We start from the raw sequence: 15,991 nt of genomic DNA, 5'->3' as shown, positions 1-15,991 counted from the left end.
CCATGAGCGCCGAAGATTTCGACCGTTTCGGGTCGATGAAGCTCTTTCTGCATAATATCTACGAATATCAGAAGGGCGTTCGTCATCTGGTTCTCTGCACCATGTGCCGCACCTGTGCCGCACTGCTCTGCGATCGGCTCGACCGGCTGGGTATTGCCCACCTGACGCAACCCGTTACCGAGAGCAAGGTGAATCTCTATTTCGGGAATCGACTCTGCCTCGACGCCGTGCGGACCTTCATCCACAAACCGCTCAACGAGCTCTCTCCGGAGGAGGACTTCATGCTCGGCGCCATGCTCGGCTACGACATCACAGGCCAGTGCAAACGCTACTGCTCCCGCAAAGGTCTCGTTTCCTGAGCCGACCTGGGAAATAGATGGCTGAGGCCCGGACGTATACCGACGTCCCGGGCCTTGCCTTTTATCCGGACAGCGCTTTTCTCTGGGCCGTGCTTATCTGCCGGACGGTGCTTATCTCCGGGCGGCAGTCATCTCCGGGCGGCAGTTATCTCCGGGCGGTCATCTGCTGGGCAGTGCTTTTCTCCGGGCGGTTATCTCCGGGCGGCGGTCATCTCCGGGCAGTGCTTATCTCCGGGCCGCTCCGTTCCGGGAGCGAAGGACCGATTCCGGCTGTTGTCCGTGACGTCCCCCGCCCTGAAAAATGAATCCGCACCCCGCCTGTGCCTTGTGGCATCGTCATGATCTGCCCTTGCGGGCCGTAATGGGCCGTAGCCCGACCTTTTTCCCGGATCAGGCTCTTCCCAGCGGGCTGTCGGCCGGGGAATCCCGGATGCAGCCTCGCGCTTTGACCGACAGCCGCGATTTACCCTCCATGTGGTGGGGTAACTTCTGCAAGGCAAATTGATTCTGTCTTATTTGCGGCTGATTCTGGTGTAGGCCGTGACGGCGGGTATGGTGAAGAATAGAATTGCGGGAAGCCATATAGCCATGCTTATATCGGTCAGTCCCGATGTATTCCCGTAGGAGTGCATGCCGCTCAAGAGATAGTTTACGCCAAAATAGGTCATTAAGACCGACAGGAAACTCAATTGCGCGAGCAGGTTGAATCGTTTGTGATCCGCAGTAGGGTAGAACCAGTGCGCATGCAGTACGAGGGCATATAGGACGAAGGAGATCAGAGCCCATGTCTCTTTCGGGTCCCATCCCCAATATCTTCCCCACGACTCATTGGCCCATACGGCTCCCAGGAAAATACCGATTCCCATCAGTGCCATCCCGATGATCATCAGTATTTCGTTTATAAGTGTCAGGCGTTTTATCTGCATTGCTATCTTCTCGTATTGTTTGCTGCATCCGGAGAGCAGGAGATTCACCCCTCCGATAAAGCAGCAAATACCGAAAAATCCATATGCCGCCATCAGCGTTGCCACATGAAACATCAGCCATGGGGATTTCAAAACGGGGGCAAGGGGCGTTATCTGCGGATCCATCCAGTTCAGCTCGGAGACAAACAGGGCGATGCCTCCGAACAGTGTCGCCAGGGCACATGTCATGCTGTCGCGCCGGGCAAACAAGAGTCCTCCCGCTACGGCGACCCAGGCCATGGTGACCATTGTCTCGTACGAATTGCTCCAGGGGGCATATCCCGAGATATACCATCGTAAAATGATCGTGTAGCTGTGTGCCAGAAATCCGCAAGCCACACAGGCTATTAATACATTCCGCCCTTTTTTGCCGGCTCTGTTTTCCGGCCTGAACCAAAAGTAGAAAGTCAGTAATAGCAGCAGGCCGCCGCTTATGAGATAGATTTTCTTGCAGCTGTTTGAAAGGTTGTAGTGGTTGTAGCTTACCTCTGCTTTCAGCTTCAGGTCATTTATAAGATGCGCGGCGTGCGTTTTCTGGTATCTGCTTATCGTTTGCAAGGCCCGGTCGGCTTCTTCCCAGCTGCCGCTCTCCGATGCGTTTCGTACGGCTTGCCGGTAATCGGCAAACATTTGTCCGATCTGCGCTGCCGCCTCTTTGGCAATCATACCCAGGTCATCCCCCGCGGCAGCCCAATGGTTGTTCGACATGCCGTCAGGGAGGGGAAAGATCCGGAGAAGCTGGAAGTTGAACAGTTGGTGTATGATGTTTATTCGCTCATCCAGTTTTATCAGGTCCTTGTCCAGCTGGTTGCGCTTCTCGGGCGATTTGTGGTATATCGCGGCAATCTCGTCGGCCAACAGATATTTACCTTCCCCGGTGAAGGCATCCCGGTAGGAAATACGCTCTTTTTCCCAACCGTATTTGTGCCTGATGCTCTTGTTTTCTACGGCGACGATCGGAATATTCGCCCATTTGGGGGCAAATGTCATCATCTCCAGCAGCCACTGTTCCGCAGGGATGGATAGCTGATCCTGCATTCCCGTTTTTTGCAAAAGTTCTTCTGCGAACGTGTTTATCGGGATAATGCGACCGCTTACCGACTGCATGGGCAGTCTGCCGAATTCCCGGAGGTGATCCTGCGGCATATTGCCCGCATGGCAGTCCAGCGAGGATCCGAAACACAGGATCACGGCCGGAAGGATGGTTCCGGTTAGCTTGTTCAAGCGCCTGCGTGCACTCATGAGACGGGACTTTGGCGCGAAAATACTCCCCGCCAGCCCTATGAAAAGCAGCAGATATCCGATATAAGTGATGCTTCGTCCCGTGCTGTCGTCGCTCACGGACAGGATGCTTCCCCGTTCATCCTCGTCGTACGAAGCCTGAAAAAGACGGTATCCGTCCATGTCCTGGATGTGATTCATGCAGATCTTTACCTCATGCGCCCCTTCCGGCGTATGTATCGTCAGATAACTCTCATACGACGAGGGACTCAGCGAGCCCGGATAGCGGATGAGGTTGAATTTCCGCAGCTCCAGCTCGAACGGCAATTCCGCATGGGCCTCGCTGCCCTTAAGGCGGAACAATCGGGTTTTTTCTCCCTCGCGGAGGTGTATGATTCCCTCCCGGCCCCAGAGATGGGTGACGCCGGCTCCGGCAAGGATGACGATAAAGGCTCCGTGGAGCAGCGAGTAGTGCCACTTGTCTGCCGTGAAAAGACGCCTGCGCATGCTGGTGCACACAAAGGCGGCGCACAGCAATATCTGGATGAGGAAAAACAGGGGCGAATAGTATACGATTCCCTTTGCCACGGGAGTCCCGTATTGCTTTTCGATGATCGTGGCCGCAGCCATTAGCAGGGCATATGTTGCCAAGAGAAAGAGGGTGGTTCTGTAAGAAGCCAAAATCTGAATCACCTTTATTTTCATCCTTTTATTCGCTTGATTATTCCGATAATTTTTTTGCGCTTGACATAAATTACAACCCCGAACGGTATCATCAGAATCAGTGCGACGATGCCGCCTGCCTTGATCCATGAAATCAGAGTGTTGTTTTCGCGCAGCAGTTTTGCGTGCGCCTCATCCGATGCAAAATCGAGGTTGACGATCTCTGCGATCTTGCCCAGCATGCGGATCGGGATGGAACCGTCCGGAATATCCTGATGGCAGGCCAGACACGTCCCCTCCCTGTTCAGTACATGGCGCTGTTGTTCGGTCAGCGGCATGGACGTCGGCCAGTGTGAGTCTATCGTCTGCACCTGATTGCCGTCTGTGTCGATGAGCTGCATGAAATCGCCGTGCAGCTGTTTGATGGCATTTATCTGTGCCTTTGTGAAGCGGCTTACGTTCCCTCCGTTTGCATCGACCACATCGGCATATCTTGCGATCTCGGGCTCGGCATCGTATTTCCCGTGATTCATGCCGTAACCGCTGGCCACGGAATTTCCATGGCAGTCGCTGCATTCTCTGGAAGTCAGGGACGTCGTATGCGGGTTGAGCGGGGCCAGTTCCATGGCATTGTATCCTTCGGCCGTTTTGGCCACTCGGTTATGGACAATGGTCTCTCCGTCAGGACCGATGACGGTGCTGACGGTCTGTATTACTCCCACCAGCGGAGCGACCCTTCCTTCGCCGTTGATTCCCAGAGGCGGGTTCTCCCATCGCACGTGACTGTAGTCGCCATAGGTCGGGGCGCCCTTCTGCATGACATGCCTGTTGTTGTAATCGGCCGTAGTTCCGTCTGCGGCCGTCTTTTCGGCCGATTCGAGCCAGTCGATGGAGGATCGGGTATAGTCTATGACATACTTGTAGCCGTAATACTGGGCGGCCCATGTCGAGTGGCATGCGTAACACTCCAGACTTTCCATGTGCTTGGGGATTCCCACCATTGCCGTCTTTGCCTTGACGGGGTTCCGCCACGCATCGTGCCGGGCCAGCGTCTTCAATACCGGCACCTCAAAATCGTGTCCGCCGTCCGAATGGACGATCACCTTGTCTCCGCGGCGAACCGCATTGCCCAAGGCGTTGCCCCTGGCGGAAAGTATGTATCCGTCTTCCTTCGGATACACGGTCCCGAACTGCTGCGTCACCTGCATGGGCTCTTCCGCCAGACCGCGGGGCCGGTTCGCATCAAGCTCCTTGCCGAACTCGTCGCCGAATCCCAGAGGCAGCTCCCACGGATAATGTGTCGGGGTTCCATGACAGTCGGCGCATTCGATCTCGATCGTAGCCAGCGTTGTCGCCCCGATATTGCCGTTTCCGTGCATGGCATTTGTCGTGTGACAATCCTGGCAAAGTAGTCCTGTTACCGTTTTGCCATCCTTTTCCAGCCGGTGGTGGGCGTCATTCTTTATGTATTTGAACACATATCCGGCATTGCTTTCCTGCGGAAGTCCCCGCGAGTCGAACGGACCCCGGTTCTCACCGTGACCTAAAGCCATCAGCCCCTGATAGGCATGTCCTATCCGTCGTCCGGCCGAATGACAGGCTGCACAGGTCGATACCTGCACGCCCGAGAGCTGGTGTCCGTTGATCACGACGCCCGATTTCCGTGTTCCCTGCATCGCATGTACCAGAACATGCCCCGGTCGGTCTGTGCTTATGGACGGATCGCTCCCCTCATAAAAACCTTCGTTGCTGTATATGCTGTGGCACGCCGCGCATCCCGATCCGCGGTAATATCCCCGTCCCTGCTTGCCTTTATTGCTGAGGTGGCAGGCATTGCAGTTGCGCAGGTAGGTGAAGGCTGCCTGCTCCGGCATCTGACTTAGCTCTTCCATCGAAACTTCCGGAATCTTTTTCAGCTCCTTCGGATATTGTCCCGGAAATCGGGCTGCCATTTCCTTCATGTAGGCTTTATATGCCTCCGATCCGAATCGGGGTTCGTCTCCGTCCGGGTCGTCAATATCATGGTCGCCATAGATGTGGTCCCTGTTTTCCGTATCTATTCCGAAACTCCAGGTTATGGCCTTCATTTTGCCGGCATCCGTGTTCATTATCGAACGATGGACATTGTAGGTATGGTCCTGATGACATAGTCCGCATGTGTTCGCGTTTACCTGCAATGCCCCCGGAGTCGGAGTGAACTCCCTGATGGCGCTGCCTGCAGGCGCTCCGCTGTGTGCCGCATCCTCGTTTGCGGTTTCCTTCGGATTCCCCCCATGGCAGACCACACATCCGTTCGGATCGCCCAGGGCTTCCCCTTTTTCAAGGATCTGCTTCATCATGGCCGATCCCAGAGGACGCGCCGGCTCAATTCCCTGATGGCAGGCCAGACAATAGGCATCCTCGGCCGGGAATTTCTCGGGTTTCATATCGGTGATGTCGGGATGATTGGCCGGCAGTTGCAGCAGCGAGGTGTTGGCTTCCTTGGCACTGAGGGTATCCCAGTACGAAAAATAATAGTATGATATGTAACCGACGGTGATGATTATACCAAGAATCAGTGTTGCGCCTGCTATTTTGTTTGCTGCTTCTTTCATACGGGGTCAATTTTGTTTTTATACACCGGGGGTTTGGGGCTTCTTAATGGTAAAATGTTTGCAGTTGGCTGTTTTTCAGCTCTTTGCCGGCGTATTGCCTGTGGAAAAGTACGGTTTTTTCTGAAGAAAAATTGAGGAACCGATTTTCTTCAGAGACGCACTACACAAACATACGCAAAATTCTTCATTATTTCATACTGTTTTCATAAAAAACAGATTTTTCCGGGCTTGTGCCGGTCGCCAATCGGGGGATCGCCTTTCGGGCGACAACGACGCGTGGATGCCTTTTGCGTGCGGCGGCCTTCATCGGCCCGAGCGTGCGGTCCCGGGCGTTGGTCTGCAATGTCTGCCTCACGGACATCCGCGGAGCCGATGCGATGCACCCGATGCACCCGATGCGCGGCGGCTGGTCCGCACCGGCCGAGGACAGGGCAATGACCGCCACGGACCCGCCACGAAGACCGCCTGCCCGTCGCCGGGAGTGCAGGCACTTGCCGCCGACAGAAAGCTGTTTTTCCCGTTTCTTGAAACGATAGGGCTCATCCTATTGGCATCGTCATAAATTATACTTATATTGCAGTTGGATTGGACTGCACCAAGAGGTTTGGAAACAGGCGCGACTCGGTTTATTATGGCCAAATCCTGGATACGGCGAACAAATATTCAAGCATATATTGAATACTATGGGACAAAAACTGGTATTATAAATGAAAAAATATCTGCAACAAACAGAGGAAATAAAATTTATTCATTTGATATAGATAATACAACAAGAGATAGACATCAAAGTTTTACAGAAAACAGAGAGAATAAAATAAAAGAATTCACTACTGTCCAATAAAAGTTGGCCAATATGTCTTTGGAATAATTGAAATACAGTCTTTTAAGCGGTATTTTGAAATGAAACGGATTTGAATTTGTAGTTTTACGGTCAAATTGAAGGCCGCTTATGAATCAAGACAAATACGTATTCGCTCAACTTACCGCTTTTCTGAACAGAACTCAGTTCAACAACTTCGTTCGCAAGTATGATGGAAATCGTTACGTGAAACAATTCACTTGCTGGAATCAGTTACTTGCTATGATGTTCGGACAATTGAGCAATCGCGAGAGTCTTCGTGACTTAATTGTTGCTTTTGAAGCGCATCGAGCCAAACAATATCATCTTGGTTTGTGACGAAATCCTATTGCCAAAGCCACTCTCGCTTATGCTAATCAGAATCGTGATTACAGAATCTTCGAAGACTTCGCATTCTATACGATGAAGGAAGCTTGTGAAAAGCGGGCAACCAACATTTTGGAAATTCCAGGAAGGAAGTATGCTTTTGATTCAACAACCATTCCGTTATGTCTGGCCACATTTCCATGGGCGAAGTTCCGAAAGAAGAAAGGAGGAGTCAAAGCTCATGTCTTATATGACATTGAAGCACAAGTCCCCGCCTTCTATACTGTAACCACAGCATCAAAGCACGCCTCTACAGCGATGTGTTCAATCCATTATGAACCAAATGCTTATTATATATTCGACAGAGCCTATGACTCTTTTAAGGAACTATATAGAATACACCTTACAGGTTCCTTTTTCGTAGTCAGAGCTAAGATGAACTTGAATTGCGCAATGGTTAAGTGGAAGCGAAGAGTGCCTAAGAATGTACTGATCGATGCTCAGGTGAAACTGACTGGTTATCTCTCGGAGAAGAAGTCTCCTGAGTCATTCCGACTCATTCGTTACTACGATGAAGAGGATGACTGTGAGTTCACTTTCCTGACGAATGCAAAACAGATTTCTGCATTGGACGTTGCCAATCTCTATAAGAAAAGATGGTTGGTCGAGCTATTTTTCAAATGGCTGAAGCAGCATCTTAAGATAAAAAGATTCTGGGGTACAACGGAAAATGCTATCCGTATTCAAATCAGTGTAGCGATTATCACTTACTGTCTTGTGGCTATTGTCCAACACGATATGCAATTGAAACGCTCGACCTATGAAGTCTTACAGATTTTAAGCATCTCTCTCACGGACAAAACTCACTTGCGGGACCTGTTCGATAAGACTAATTTCAATGATGTCAAAGAACTCGATTGTCCACTTTTCGAAGGACTTTTGGATTAAATTTTTAACTCGTCCATTTTTATTGGACACTAATGTTTCCACATCTAAAATTAAAAATCTTTTTATATAAAAAACTAATAGGTTATAAACAATACATTAAACATTATATCAAAGTAAAAAGGAAACAGAGGATGGGTTTTTAATGGTAAATGAATTGAATAGAGAATGAATCTTATTGCCTTGCTACTGGAGATCCCTTGCATCTGATCAAATCCTCAATGCCGATACTGAATAATACCGAAACTCCCGACATTGCATTTGGGGGTGTAAATAGAGACGACGCTGCAACCGGATAGGTTGCAGCGTCGTCTGAAAAAGGAAGGGGCTTTCCGATGCGGGGTGTGTTTACCGCGAAGTGCCATCGCTCTTCCACAGGGAGGACATCTCTTCGAGGGTCTTTTCCTTGGTTTCGGGGACCCATCGCCAGACGAAGAGGGCCGAGACAAGCGACATCAGGGCATAGATGCAGTAGGTGCTGCCGATGCTCCAGGCACTCAGCGACGGGAAGGTCGCCGACACGAGGAAGTTTGAGATCCACTGTGCCGCCACGGCGATGGCCACGGCCTGCGACCGGATGGTGTTGGGGAAGATCTCCGAGATGAGCACCCAGCAGATCGGTCCCCACGACATCATGAACGATGCGGTGTAGATGATGATGAACACCAGCGCCGCGATGCCGATCGTGTCGGTGAACGACAGTGCCGCAAGGGCCGCCATGCCGATCATCATGCCTGTGGACCCGATGATGAGCAGCGGCTTGCGGCCAACCTTGTCAACGGAGAAGATCGCCACGACGGTGAAGATGATGTTGACGATGCCCATGACGACGGTCTGGAGCATCGAGGTGTCGCCCGAAGCGCCCATGTTCTCGAAGATGCGCGGGGCATAGTAGAGCACGACGTTGATGCCTATGGCCTGTTGGAAGAACGACAGCAGAATGCCGATCAGGATCACGGCCGTGCCGTAGGCGAAGAGTTTCTCTCGCTTTTCGTGCACCGTGACCTTGATTTCATTGAGTATCGAGCGAGCTTCGACCGTGCCGTTGATGCGTTCGAGCACGGCAAAAGCTTTGACGTCGCAACCCTTCAAGGCGAGGAACCGAGGGGTTTCGGGTACGAGCATGATCAGCAGGAAGAAGGCGCCTGCCGGGAACGCCTCAGAGAGGAACATTCGCCGCCAGCCGATCTGGACCATGGCGGTCTGTATGGCTTCGGACGTGTCGCCAAGACTGTTGCGGATCAGGTAGTTGACGAAATAGACGACCAGCATGCCGAAGATGATGGCAAACTGGTTGCACGAGACGAGCGTGCCGCGGATCTTCGCCGGGGAGATCTCGGCGATGTACATCGGGCAGACGGCTGAAGCCAGCCCGACGCCGATCCCGCCGATGATGCGGTAGATGTTGAACGACACCAGCAGCGGAAGCGAGGCCTCGCCGTAGGGCAGGATGCCGCTCTCGGGCCACCACGATCCGACGGCCGAGATGAAGAAGAGTCCCGCCGCCATGACGAGCGATCGTTTGCGGCCGAAGCGCGAGGCCAGCAGGCCCGACAGGGTGCCGCCGATGACACAGCCGATCAGCGCGCTCGAGGCGGTGAATCCGTGCATCCACGACGTGTAGGTGAAGTCCGCGGCGCTTCGGAAGAACCGGTCGAGGGCCTGTTCGGCGCCCGACACGACGGCCGTGTCGTAACCGAAGAGCAGTCCGCCGATGATCGCCACCAGAACGATGGAGAAGAGGTAGGGGCGACTGCCGGTTTGTTGGTTTGAAGTCATAGGTTCGTAGGGTTTTCAGAAATTCCGGGGGGCGGCATTGCGGCCGCGCCCCCGGAACGGTTAGATATACATGTTCACGATCGCTTCGTAGAGTTCCTGCTTGCCGCTCTGCTGCACGGGTTCGTGTCTGCGGGCGTAGTCGGCGACCTGTTCGAGCGTAAGTCTGCCCTCCTCGAAGGCTTTACCTTCGCCCTTGTCGTAGGAGGCATAACGCTCGGCGAGCATCTTCTCGTAGGGAGAATTGTCGAGGACATCGGCGGCGATCAGCAGCGCTCGGGCCATTACGTCCATCGCGGCGATGTGGGCGATGAAGATGTCTTCGAGGTCCGTCGAGTTGCGGCGGGTTTTGGCGTCGAAGTTCGTGCCGCCGCCCAGAAGGCCGCCGCCGCGGACGATGACCATCATGGCCTGAACCATTTCGTAGAGGTCGATCGGGAACTGGTCGGTGTCCCAGCCGTTCTGGTAGTCGCCGCGGTTGGCGTCGATTGATCCCAGCATCCCGGCGTCCACAGCGCATTGCAACTCGTGTTCGAAGGTGTGGCCGGCCAGCGTGGCGTGGTTAACCTCGATGTTGACCTTGAAATCCTTGTCGAGCCCGTGGGCGCGCAGGAATCCGATCACGGTCTCCGTGTCTACGTCGTACTGGTGTTTCATCGGCTCCATCGGTTTGGGCTCAATCAGGAAGTTGCCCTTGAAGCCCTTCGAGCGGGCATAATCGCGGGCCATGCGAAGCATCGTGGCCATGTGCTCCTTTTCGCGCTTCATGTCGGTGTTCAGCAGCGACATGTAGCCTTCGCGCCCGCCCCAAAAGACGTAGTTCTCGCCGCCCAGCTCGATCGTGGCGTCGATGGCGTTCTTGATCTGCAACATGGCGCGGGCCGCAGCATCGAAGTCGGGGTTGGTCGAGGCGCCGTTCATATAGCGGGCGTGTCCGAAGACGTTGGCCGTGCCCCACAGCAGTTTGATTCCGGTCTCGGCCTGCTTCTGTTTGGCATAGGCGACGATCTCCCGGAGGTTTTTCTCATACTCCTCGGTCGTGGCAGCCTCGTCCACCAGGTCCACATCGTGGAAGCAGTAGTATTCGATACCTATCTTCTGCATGAACTCGAATCCGGCGTCCATCTTGGCCTTGGCACGCTCGACGGGGCATGCCGCCACGTTCCACGGGAAGGTCTTGGTCCCGCCACCGAACTGGTCGCCTCCCTCGGCGCAGAGGGTGTGCCACCATGCCATCGAGAACTTGAACCAATCCTTCATTTTTTTGCCCTTCACGACCTTCTCGGGATCGTAGTAGCGGAATGCCATAGGGTTTTTCGAAGCCTTGCCTTCGAACTTGATCTTTTCCACCGTGGGGAAGTAGCTTGTCGTTGCCATAGTAGTAGATGATTTTGAATTATGAATTTTGAATTTTTCGTTCGACTTCTGCGACCCAAGCGCTGTAGCCCGCTTCGAGAGCCTCTCGGTCGGTCTTGATGGGTTCCACAACCTCCAGGCGGCGGAGCGAGGCGAAAGCCTCTTCGCGGGTTTTGTAAAGCCCGGCTCCCAGCGCCGCACCGCGTGCCGCACCCAGCGCTCCGTCGGTGTTGAACAGTTCGATGCGGGCCCCGGTGAGCGTCGCCAGCGTCTGCCGGAATAGCGGCGAGAGGAACAGGTTGGCCTGTCCGGCACGGATGACATCGGGCGAGAGGCCCAGCCCCCGCATGATGTCGATGCCGTAGCGGAACGAGTAGGCAATGCCTTCCTGCGCGGCGCGCAGGATGTGAGCCGTGGTGTGGCGGTTGAGGTCGATGTTGACGATCCTGGCCCCCGTGCAGCGGTTTCCGAGTACGCGCTCGGCGCCGTTGCCGAACGGGACGACCAGCACTCCTTCGGAACCTGCCGGGGCGCTTGCGGCCAGACGGTTCATCGCGGCGTAGTCCATCGTCTGCTGCGTGACATTGCGGTGTATCCACGAGTTCATGATGCCCGTGCCGTTGATGCAGAGCAGAATGCCGTAACGCGGGTTCTCGGGCGTGTGATTGACGTGGACGAACGTATTGACGCGCGACTGCGGGTCGGCCTTCGGGATGTCCGTGACGCCGTAGACCACGCCGCTCGTGCCTCCTGTCGCAGCGATCTCGCCCGCCTCCATGACGTTGAGCGAAAAGGCGTTGTTGGGCTGGTCGCCCGCACGGTAGGAGATGGGCGTGCCGGCCGGGATGCCCAGCTCGCGCTCCGTTTCGGCGTTGGTGTGTGTCTGAATGCCGACCGAGACATCGGCTTCGGGGATCATTGCATGGGGAATGCCGTATAGGTCGGCCACGAAGTCCGCGCGGTGCTCCTCCTTGAAATCCCAGAGAATCTGCTCCGAAAGTCCGCTGACGGAGGTGGACATCCGCCCCGAAAGGCGGTAGGCGATGTAGTCGCCGGGGAGCATGAATTTGTGGATCTTCGCAAAGATCTCGGGTTCGTTGCGCTTTACCCACGCCAGTTTCGATGCCGTGAAGTTGCCCGGCGAATTGAGGGTGTGCTCCAGGCAGAACTTCCGGCCGATCTCTTTGAGGGCCTCAGCGCCGATCCCGACGGCTCGGGAGTCGCACCAGATGATCGACTTGCGCAGTGGTTCCCCCTCTTCGGAGAGCGCCACAAGGCCGTGCATCTGGTAGGTGATGCCGATGGCCGCCACCTCGCGCATGGGGTGTTTCTCCGCGATTTGGCGGATGCCTTCGCGGACGTATTGCCACCACATTTCGGGCTCTTGTTCGGCCCAGCCGCTTCGGAGCGCCTCGATGGGCATCTCCGCCGCGGGATTGGTGGCCGATGCCACGCATTCGCCCGTCGGGACGTCCAGCAGTGACACCTTGATCGAAGATGAACCTATGTCTATGCCTAAAGTTTTCATGTCAATATCTCCAGTTGTTTATGAATCCTAGTTTCAGCTTGTCTTTCAGAGCCTTTTTGTAGGCATTTTTGTTAAACGTGTAGTATTGTGCGGGTTTGTGGGCCACGCCCTGCTCCTTTTCGGCGGTGGGGGTCAGGAATCCCGAGGCCAGAATCTTCTTTCGGAAGTTGCGGTTGTCGATTTCAATGCCCAATACGGCGCTGTAAAGGTTCTGCAACGCCCGGATCGTGAATTTGCGCGGCAGCAGTTCGAAGGCCACCGGCGATTGCAACATCTCGCGGCATAGCATCGTGAGGGCCGCCGAAAGGATTGCCTTGTGGTCCATGGCCAGCCGCTGAATCGAGTCTACATCGACCCATTGTGCCCCTTTAGCCGTCGTATAGGCAATGGTGCAGTTGTCGAGTTTCACCAGCGCGTAGTAGCCGACGGTGACCACCCGGTCGGTCTGGATACCGTGGTAGCGGTTGATCCACTCCAGTTCCTCGCCGGCCACACGCTTGGGGTCGGAGAAGATGTCCATCTGTTTCAAGTAGACGTTTTTGAGCCCCGTGGCCTCTTCGAGGACGCGGTAGGCGGCTTCGGGCAACGTCTCGTTTTCGAGGATCATGGCCCCCGGTAGTTTGAGCTTGTCGAGGCGGGTGTCGGGCTTGTAGTAGCGCCGCTCGATGAGCAGCACTTTGAGCGATTTCCCGTTGAAGCCGAAGACGGCGCAGTCTACCGACAGAGATTGATTCATCTGGATGGACATGATGGTCGCAGGTTTAGGTTACAATGGTAAAATTATCCATTCGGAAAGGTAAATCCAAACTTATTGTCTTTTGTACGCTAACCATACCGCTGCAAAGTGCCTGTCAGAGGAGCTGAGGGGCGATTGCGGGGCAGTAGTGTTAGGTCCGGAATTACGCTAACCGGAATCCCGCGTATCGGGCCGCGAAATTCCGGCCGGCGCATGCGTTTGCACCCCGGGCATGAATCAGCGTTCCGCGTCGTAGTAGGAGGCCAGCGGGTAGAGGTTCGTGTGAAGTTCCCGGGCCAGGTTCAGGTAGTCGGCATAGGGGGTGTACTCCACCGACACGAGACCCTTGTTCGAATCCGTCGAGCCGCCGTAGCCGTCGTTGTATTCGAAGTGCATCCATCCGGCGCAGTTGCGCGTTTCGAGCAGCCGCAGGCAGAAGTTCTGGTAGAACTCCCCGCGATTTCTCTGCGTGCGCACGAGCCATCCGCCTCCGTTGGTGTTCGTGTAGGTGTGACCCTTGTAGTTGGCATCGGCGCCTTTGACATAGAACTCCGTGATGATGAAGGGCTTGTTGGCGCACCACACGGCGAGGTTGGCCATGAAGTCGGGTTCGGGCTGCCAGCGGGCGTAATAGTTGACCGACACCACGTCGCAGTAGCGGGCGCAGGCTTCGACGATTCCCTGCGTGTACTTGCTCCAGTCGTGGAGGCGTGAGCCAAGGATCAGATGCTGAGGATCGGCCTTGCGGACGGCCTGGCTCGTGATCTTGAAGTAGTGGTCGGCGACGGCCGAGCGGAATTTCTCGCGGTCAGCCTCGGTGATGGCCTCCGCCGAGGCGATACCCTCCTGTGCCATGAAGGTTTTGGCGAAGTCTCGAGCGCCTTTGTACCTGTCGGGCAGGGCGAGAAAGTGCTTCAGCTCGACACCTTTCACCGCGTTGGCATTCTCGTAGGCCACGAAAGGCAGCTCGTTGTCGAGGTAGTAGCCCACGAAGTGTTTGTCTCCGGCAAACAGGGCGCATTTCTCGCGGGCGACGTTCTCGACGTAGTCCTGAAATGTGGGTTCGAACGCCAGCACGAGGCGATTGTAGGTGCCGTCCTCGAAGGCGTAGCCCAGGTTGGCGCTCATGTCCCACATGAAGGTGCGCAGCAGGTAGAGGTTTTCGGCATAGGCCATCTTGCGCTGGCCGGGGTTGAGCAGGTTTTCGCGCATGTCGTCCGGGAAGCGTTCGATACGGTTCGAGCCGTAGGAGATATAGTTGAAACCGTAGGAGGCGAGCATTGCGCCCGTCTCAGCGCTCCATTTGGCATTGCTGCCGAATTTGCTGCCGAATGCCGCCGCATGCTCGGCCGAGGTGTCGGGGCGCACGTGCTGCGTGCCGTGCAGGATGACGGCTCCACCGTCCGGATCGAGGAAATACCAGCGGCCGCCGGCCTTGCCCACGCGAAAATAGCCCTCGGAGCCTGTTATGGAGACGGGTTCGTCGTAGTCGAGACGCCCGCCCCATGCCGTTTCGACGTGCCCGTCCACCGGCGAGAACCAGTTCATGCCTTTGACCGTGCGGGTCTCCGTGGCGTCAGCCGTGGTCCATGGCTTGAAACTGCCGCTCTGGATCTTGCGATATTCGACCGTCGTGTAGCTGTATTCGGGTTGGTCGTCGTGATCGGGCTTTCCGGATGATTTGTCTCCGGTTGTGTCGTCGGTGCAGGATGCGGCCGCCGCGAGGCTTCCGGCCGCGAAAAGGAAGATTCTGAAAATTCTGTTCATTGCAAGTGTAGGTTAGGATATTGGTTTATCGGATTTTCAGCAGAGCCTCGGCGTAGCGGCGTCCCAGTTCGCGCTGGCTGGCGGCCGAGAAGTGCGGGTCTGTTTCGTCCTTCATCGGCGCAAGTCCTTCGGTTGATACGCATGCTGTGTGCGGGATGCGCAGGCTGCGGAGCATGGCGTTGAAGGGAGCCGTTCCCGCGGCGCGGTTCGTCCAGTTCCAGTGGGCGATCTCGCCGAAGATCACCGGTAGCGAGGGGTTGTCGAGCTCCGTGCGCAGGATTGTGACGAGGCGGCAGAACTTGGCTCCATAACGTTCGGGGTGTGCCGAGTCGGCCTCGCCCTGATGCCACAGTACGGCCACGACGTCGCCCCAGTCGCCTGCGGCGCGGATGCGTTCGACGGCTTTGGCCAGATAGTTCGTGTCGGAGCCGGGCAGCCACTTGTCGATCGACGAGCCGCCGCGGGCGTTGACCACGACGCCCACCGGGGCGTCCGTGGCCTTTGCATAGCGAGCAGCGAAGCTCCCGACGGGGCCGATACGCTGCATGCCGAGTTCCTTGCGGATGGTGGAGTAGCGGTTCATCGGCTCCGCGGCGCGTTCGAAGCGGGCGGAGTCGTTGAAGAGATAGACTCCGTGGAGCGTGGCGGCGGCCTCGGCATCCATCGACCCCCGGCCCGCCATGTTCGATTGCCCGATGCAGAGTACGAGCCGCAGGCGCGGCAGCCGCACGAAGCAAACGCCGTCGGTAGTGAGCGTATCGCCCGGCATGGAGCGGGGTTCTACGGCATCTCCGTTCGCGAGTTTGACGCGCGGGGTGTGTGCGGCTCCGTGGGCTACGTAGACCGTGTCGGGATGGGCGCAGGCTGCGGTGGCGAGACACAGGGCCAGTGCCAGCAGGAGAGTGCGTTTCATGGG

The 15,991-nt window shown here is 55.8% G+C and carries 10 protein-coding genes and 2 pseudogenes; 3 read left to right on the top strand and 9 right to left on the bottom strand.

The annotated features are described in order from the left end of the window. The first annotated feature begins 2 nt into the window (after positions 1 to 2). Entirely contained in the window at positions 3 to 359 is a 357-nt protein-coding gene (locus QZ460_RS04955; RefSeq protein WP_290540477.1) for a DUF2023 family protein, read from the top strand. Positions 360 to 871: 512 nt separating this feature from the next. On the opposite strand, the gene ccsA is transcribed toward QZ460_RS04955, so the two are convergent. The 3 genes and pseudogenes from ccsA to QZ460_RS04940 all read right to left on the bottom strand — a co-directional run. After that, positions 872 to 3,238, bottom strand: coding sequence for a cytochrome c biogenesis protein CcsA (ccsA, locus tag QZ460_RS04950; RefSeq protein WP_290540476.1), 2,367 nt, complete (start codon positions 3,236 to 3,238; stop codon positions 872 to 874). 8 nt (positions 3,239 to 3,246) lie between these two features. Beyond that, positions 3,247 to 5,802 (bottom strand): hypothetical protein, encoded by a 2,556-nt coding sequence (locus QZ460_RS04945; protein ID WP_290540475.1) that lies wholly within the window; start codon positions 5,800 to 5,802, stop codon positions 3,247 to 3,249. 187 nt (positions 5,803 to 5,989) lie between these two features. Further along, positions 5,990 to 6,193, bottom strand: a pseudogene (locus tag QZ460_RS04940) (hypothetical protein); the annotation flags it as partial. A 189-nt stretch (positions 6,194 to 6,382) separates the two neighbouring features. Between QZ460_RS04940 and QZ460_RS04935 the strand changes: the two are divergent. Both QZ460_RS04935 and QZ460_RS04925 read left to right on the top strand, forming a co-directional pair. Then, positions 6,383 to 6,643, top strand: a complete 261-nt coding sequence (locus tag QZ460_RS04935) for a hypothetical protein (RefSeq protein WP_290540474.1) — start codon at positions 6,383 to 6,385, stop codon at positions 6,641 to 6,643. Between the two features lie 108 nt (positions 6,644 to 6,751). Further along, a pseudogene (locus tag QZ460_RS04925) lies at positions 6,752 to 7,915 on the top strand (IS4 family transposase). Positions 7,916 to 8,260: 345 nt separating this feature from the next. On the opposite strand, the gene xylE reads toward QZ460_RS04925, so the two are convergent. The 6 genes from xylE to QZ460_RS04895 form a co-directional block, all read right to left on the bottom strand. Continuing rightward, entirely contained in the window at positions 8,261 to 9,691 is a 1,431-nt protein-coding gene (gene xylE / locus QZ460_RS04920; RefSeq protein WP_290540472.1) for a D-xylose transporter XylE, read from the bottom strand. Positions 9,692 to 9,751: 60 nt separating this feature from the next. Next, complete coding sequence (gene xylA / locus QZ460_RS04915) at positions 9,752 to 11,065, bottom strand: xylose isomerase (RefSeq protein ID WP_290540471.1); 1,314 nt, start codon at positions 11,063 to 11,065, stop codon at positions 9,752 to 9,754. Positions 11,066 to 11,084: 19 nt separating this feature from the next. Then, positions 11,085 to 12,572, bottom strand: coding sequence for an FGGY family carbohydrate kinase (locus tag QZ460_RS04910; RefSeq protein WP_290540470.1), 1,488 nt, complete (start codon positions 12,570 to 12,572; stop codon positions 11,085 to 11,087). A gap of 1 nt (position 12,573) precedes the next feature. After that, the gene (locus tag QZ460_RS04905; RefSeq protein ID WP_290540469.1) at positions 12,574 to 13,320 is read right to left on the bottom strand and encodes an NUDIX domain-containing protein; all 747 of its coding nucleotides are present in this window, start codon (positions 13,318 to 13,320) and stop codon (positions 12,574 to 12,576) included. A 225-nt stretch (positions 13,321 to 13,545) separates the two neighbouring features. Continuing rightward, positions 13,546 to 15,075, bottom strand: a complete 1,530-nt coding sequence (locus tag QZ460_RS04900) for a hypothetical protein (RefSeq protein WP_290540468.1) — start codon at positions 15,073 to 15,075, stop codon at positions 13,546 to 13,548. Positions 15,076 to 15,100: 25 nt separating this feature from the next. Beyond that, complete coding sequence (locus QZ460_RS04895; protein WP_290540467.1) at positions 15,101 to 15,988, bottom strand: sialate O-acetylesterase; 888 nt, start codon at positions 15,986 to 15,988, stop codon at positions 15,101 to 15,103. Between the last annotated feature and the right edge of the window lie 3 nt (positions 15,989 to 15,991).

It is taken from the genome of Alistipes sp. (genome assembly GCF_020026455.1).
Taxonomy (GTDB): Bacteria; Bacteroidota; Bacteroidia; order Bacteroidales; family Rikenellaceae; genus Alistipes.
The sequence above is the reverse complement of the archived record's forward strand: the minus strand, read 5'-3'. Positions and strand labels throughout refer to the sequence as shown.

Coding starts and splice junctions, on each gene's coding strand:
- QZ460_RS04910 (WP_290540470.1), bottom strand. CDS start 12,572: ATGAAAACTTTAGGCATAGACATAGGTTCATCTTCGATCAAGGTGTCA.
- QZ460_RS04945 (WP_290540475.1), bottom strand. CDS start 5,802: ATGAAAGAAGCAGCAAACAAAATAGCAGGCGCAACACTGATTCTTGGT.
- xylA (WP_290540471.1), bottom strand. CDS start 11,065: ATGGCAACGACAAGCTACTTCCCCACGGTGGAAAAGATCAAGTTCGAA.
- QZ460_RS04955 (WP_290540477.1), top strand. CDS start 3: ATGAGCGCCGAAGATTTCGACCGTTTCGGGTCGATGAAGCTCTTTCTG.
- QZ460_RS04905 (WP_290540469.1), bottom strand. CDS start 13,320: ATGTCCATCCAGATGAATCAATCTCTGTCGGTAGACTGCGCCGTCTTC.
- QZ460_RS04895 (WP_290540467.1), bottom strand. CDS start 15,988: ATGAAACGCACTCTCCTGCTGGCACTGGCCCTGTGTCTCGCCACCGCA.
- xylE (WP_290540472.1), bottom strand. CDS start 9,691: ATGACTTCAAACCAACAAACCGGCAGTCGCCCCTACCTCTTCTCCATC.
- QZ460_RS04900 (WP_290540468.1), bottom strand. CDS start 15,075: ATGAACAGAATTTTCAGAATCTTCCTTTTCGCGGCCGGAAGCCTCGCG.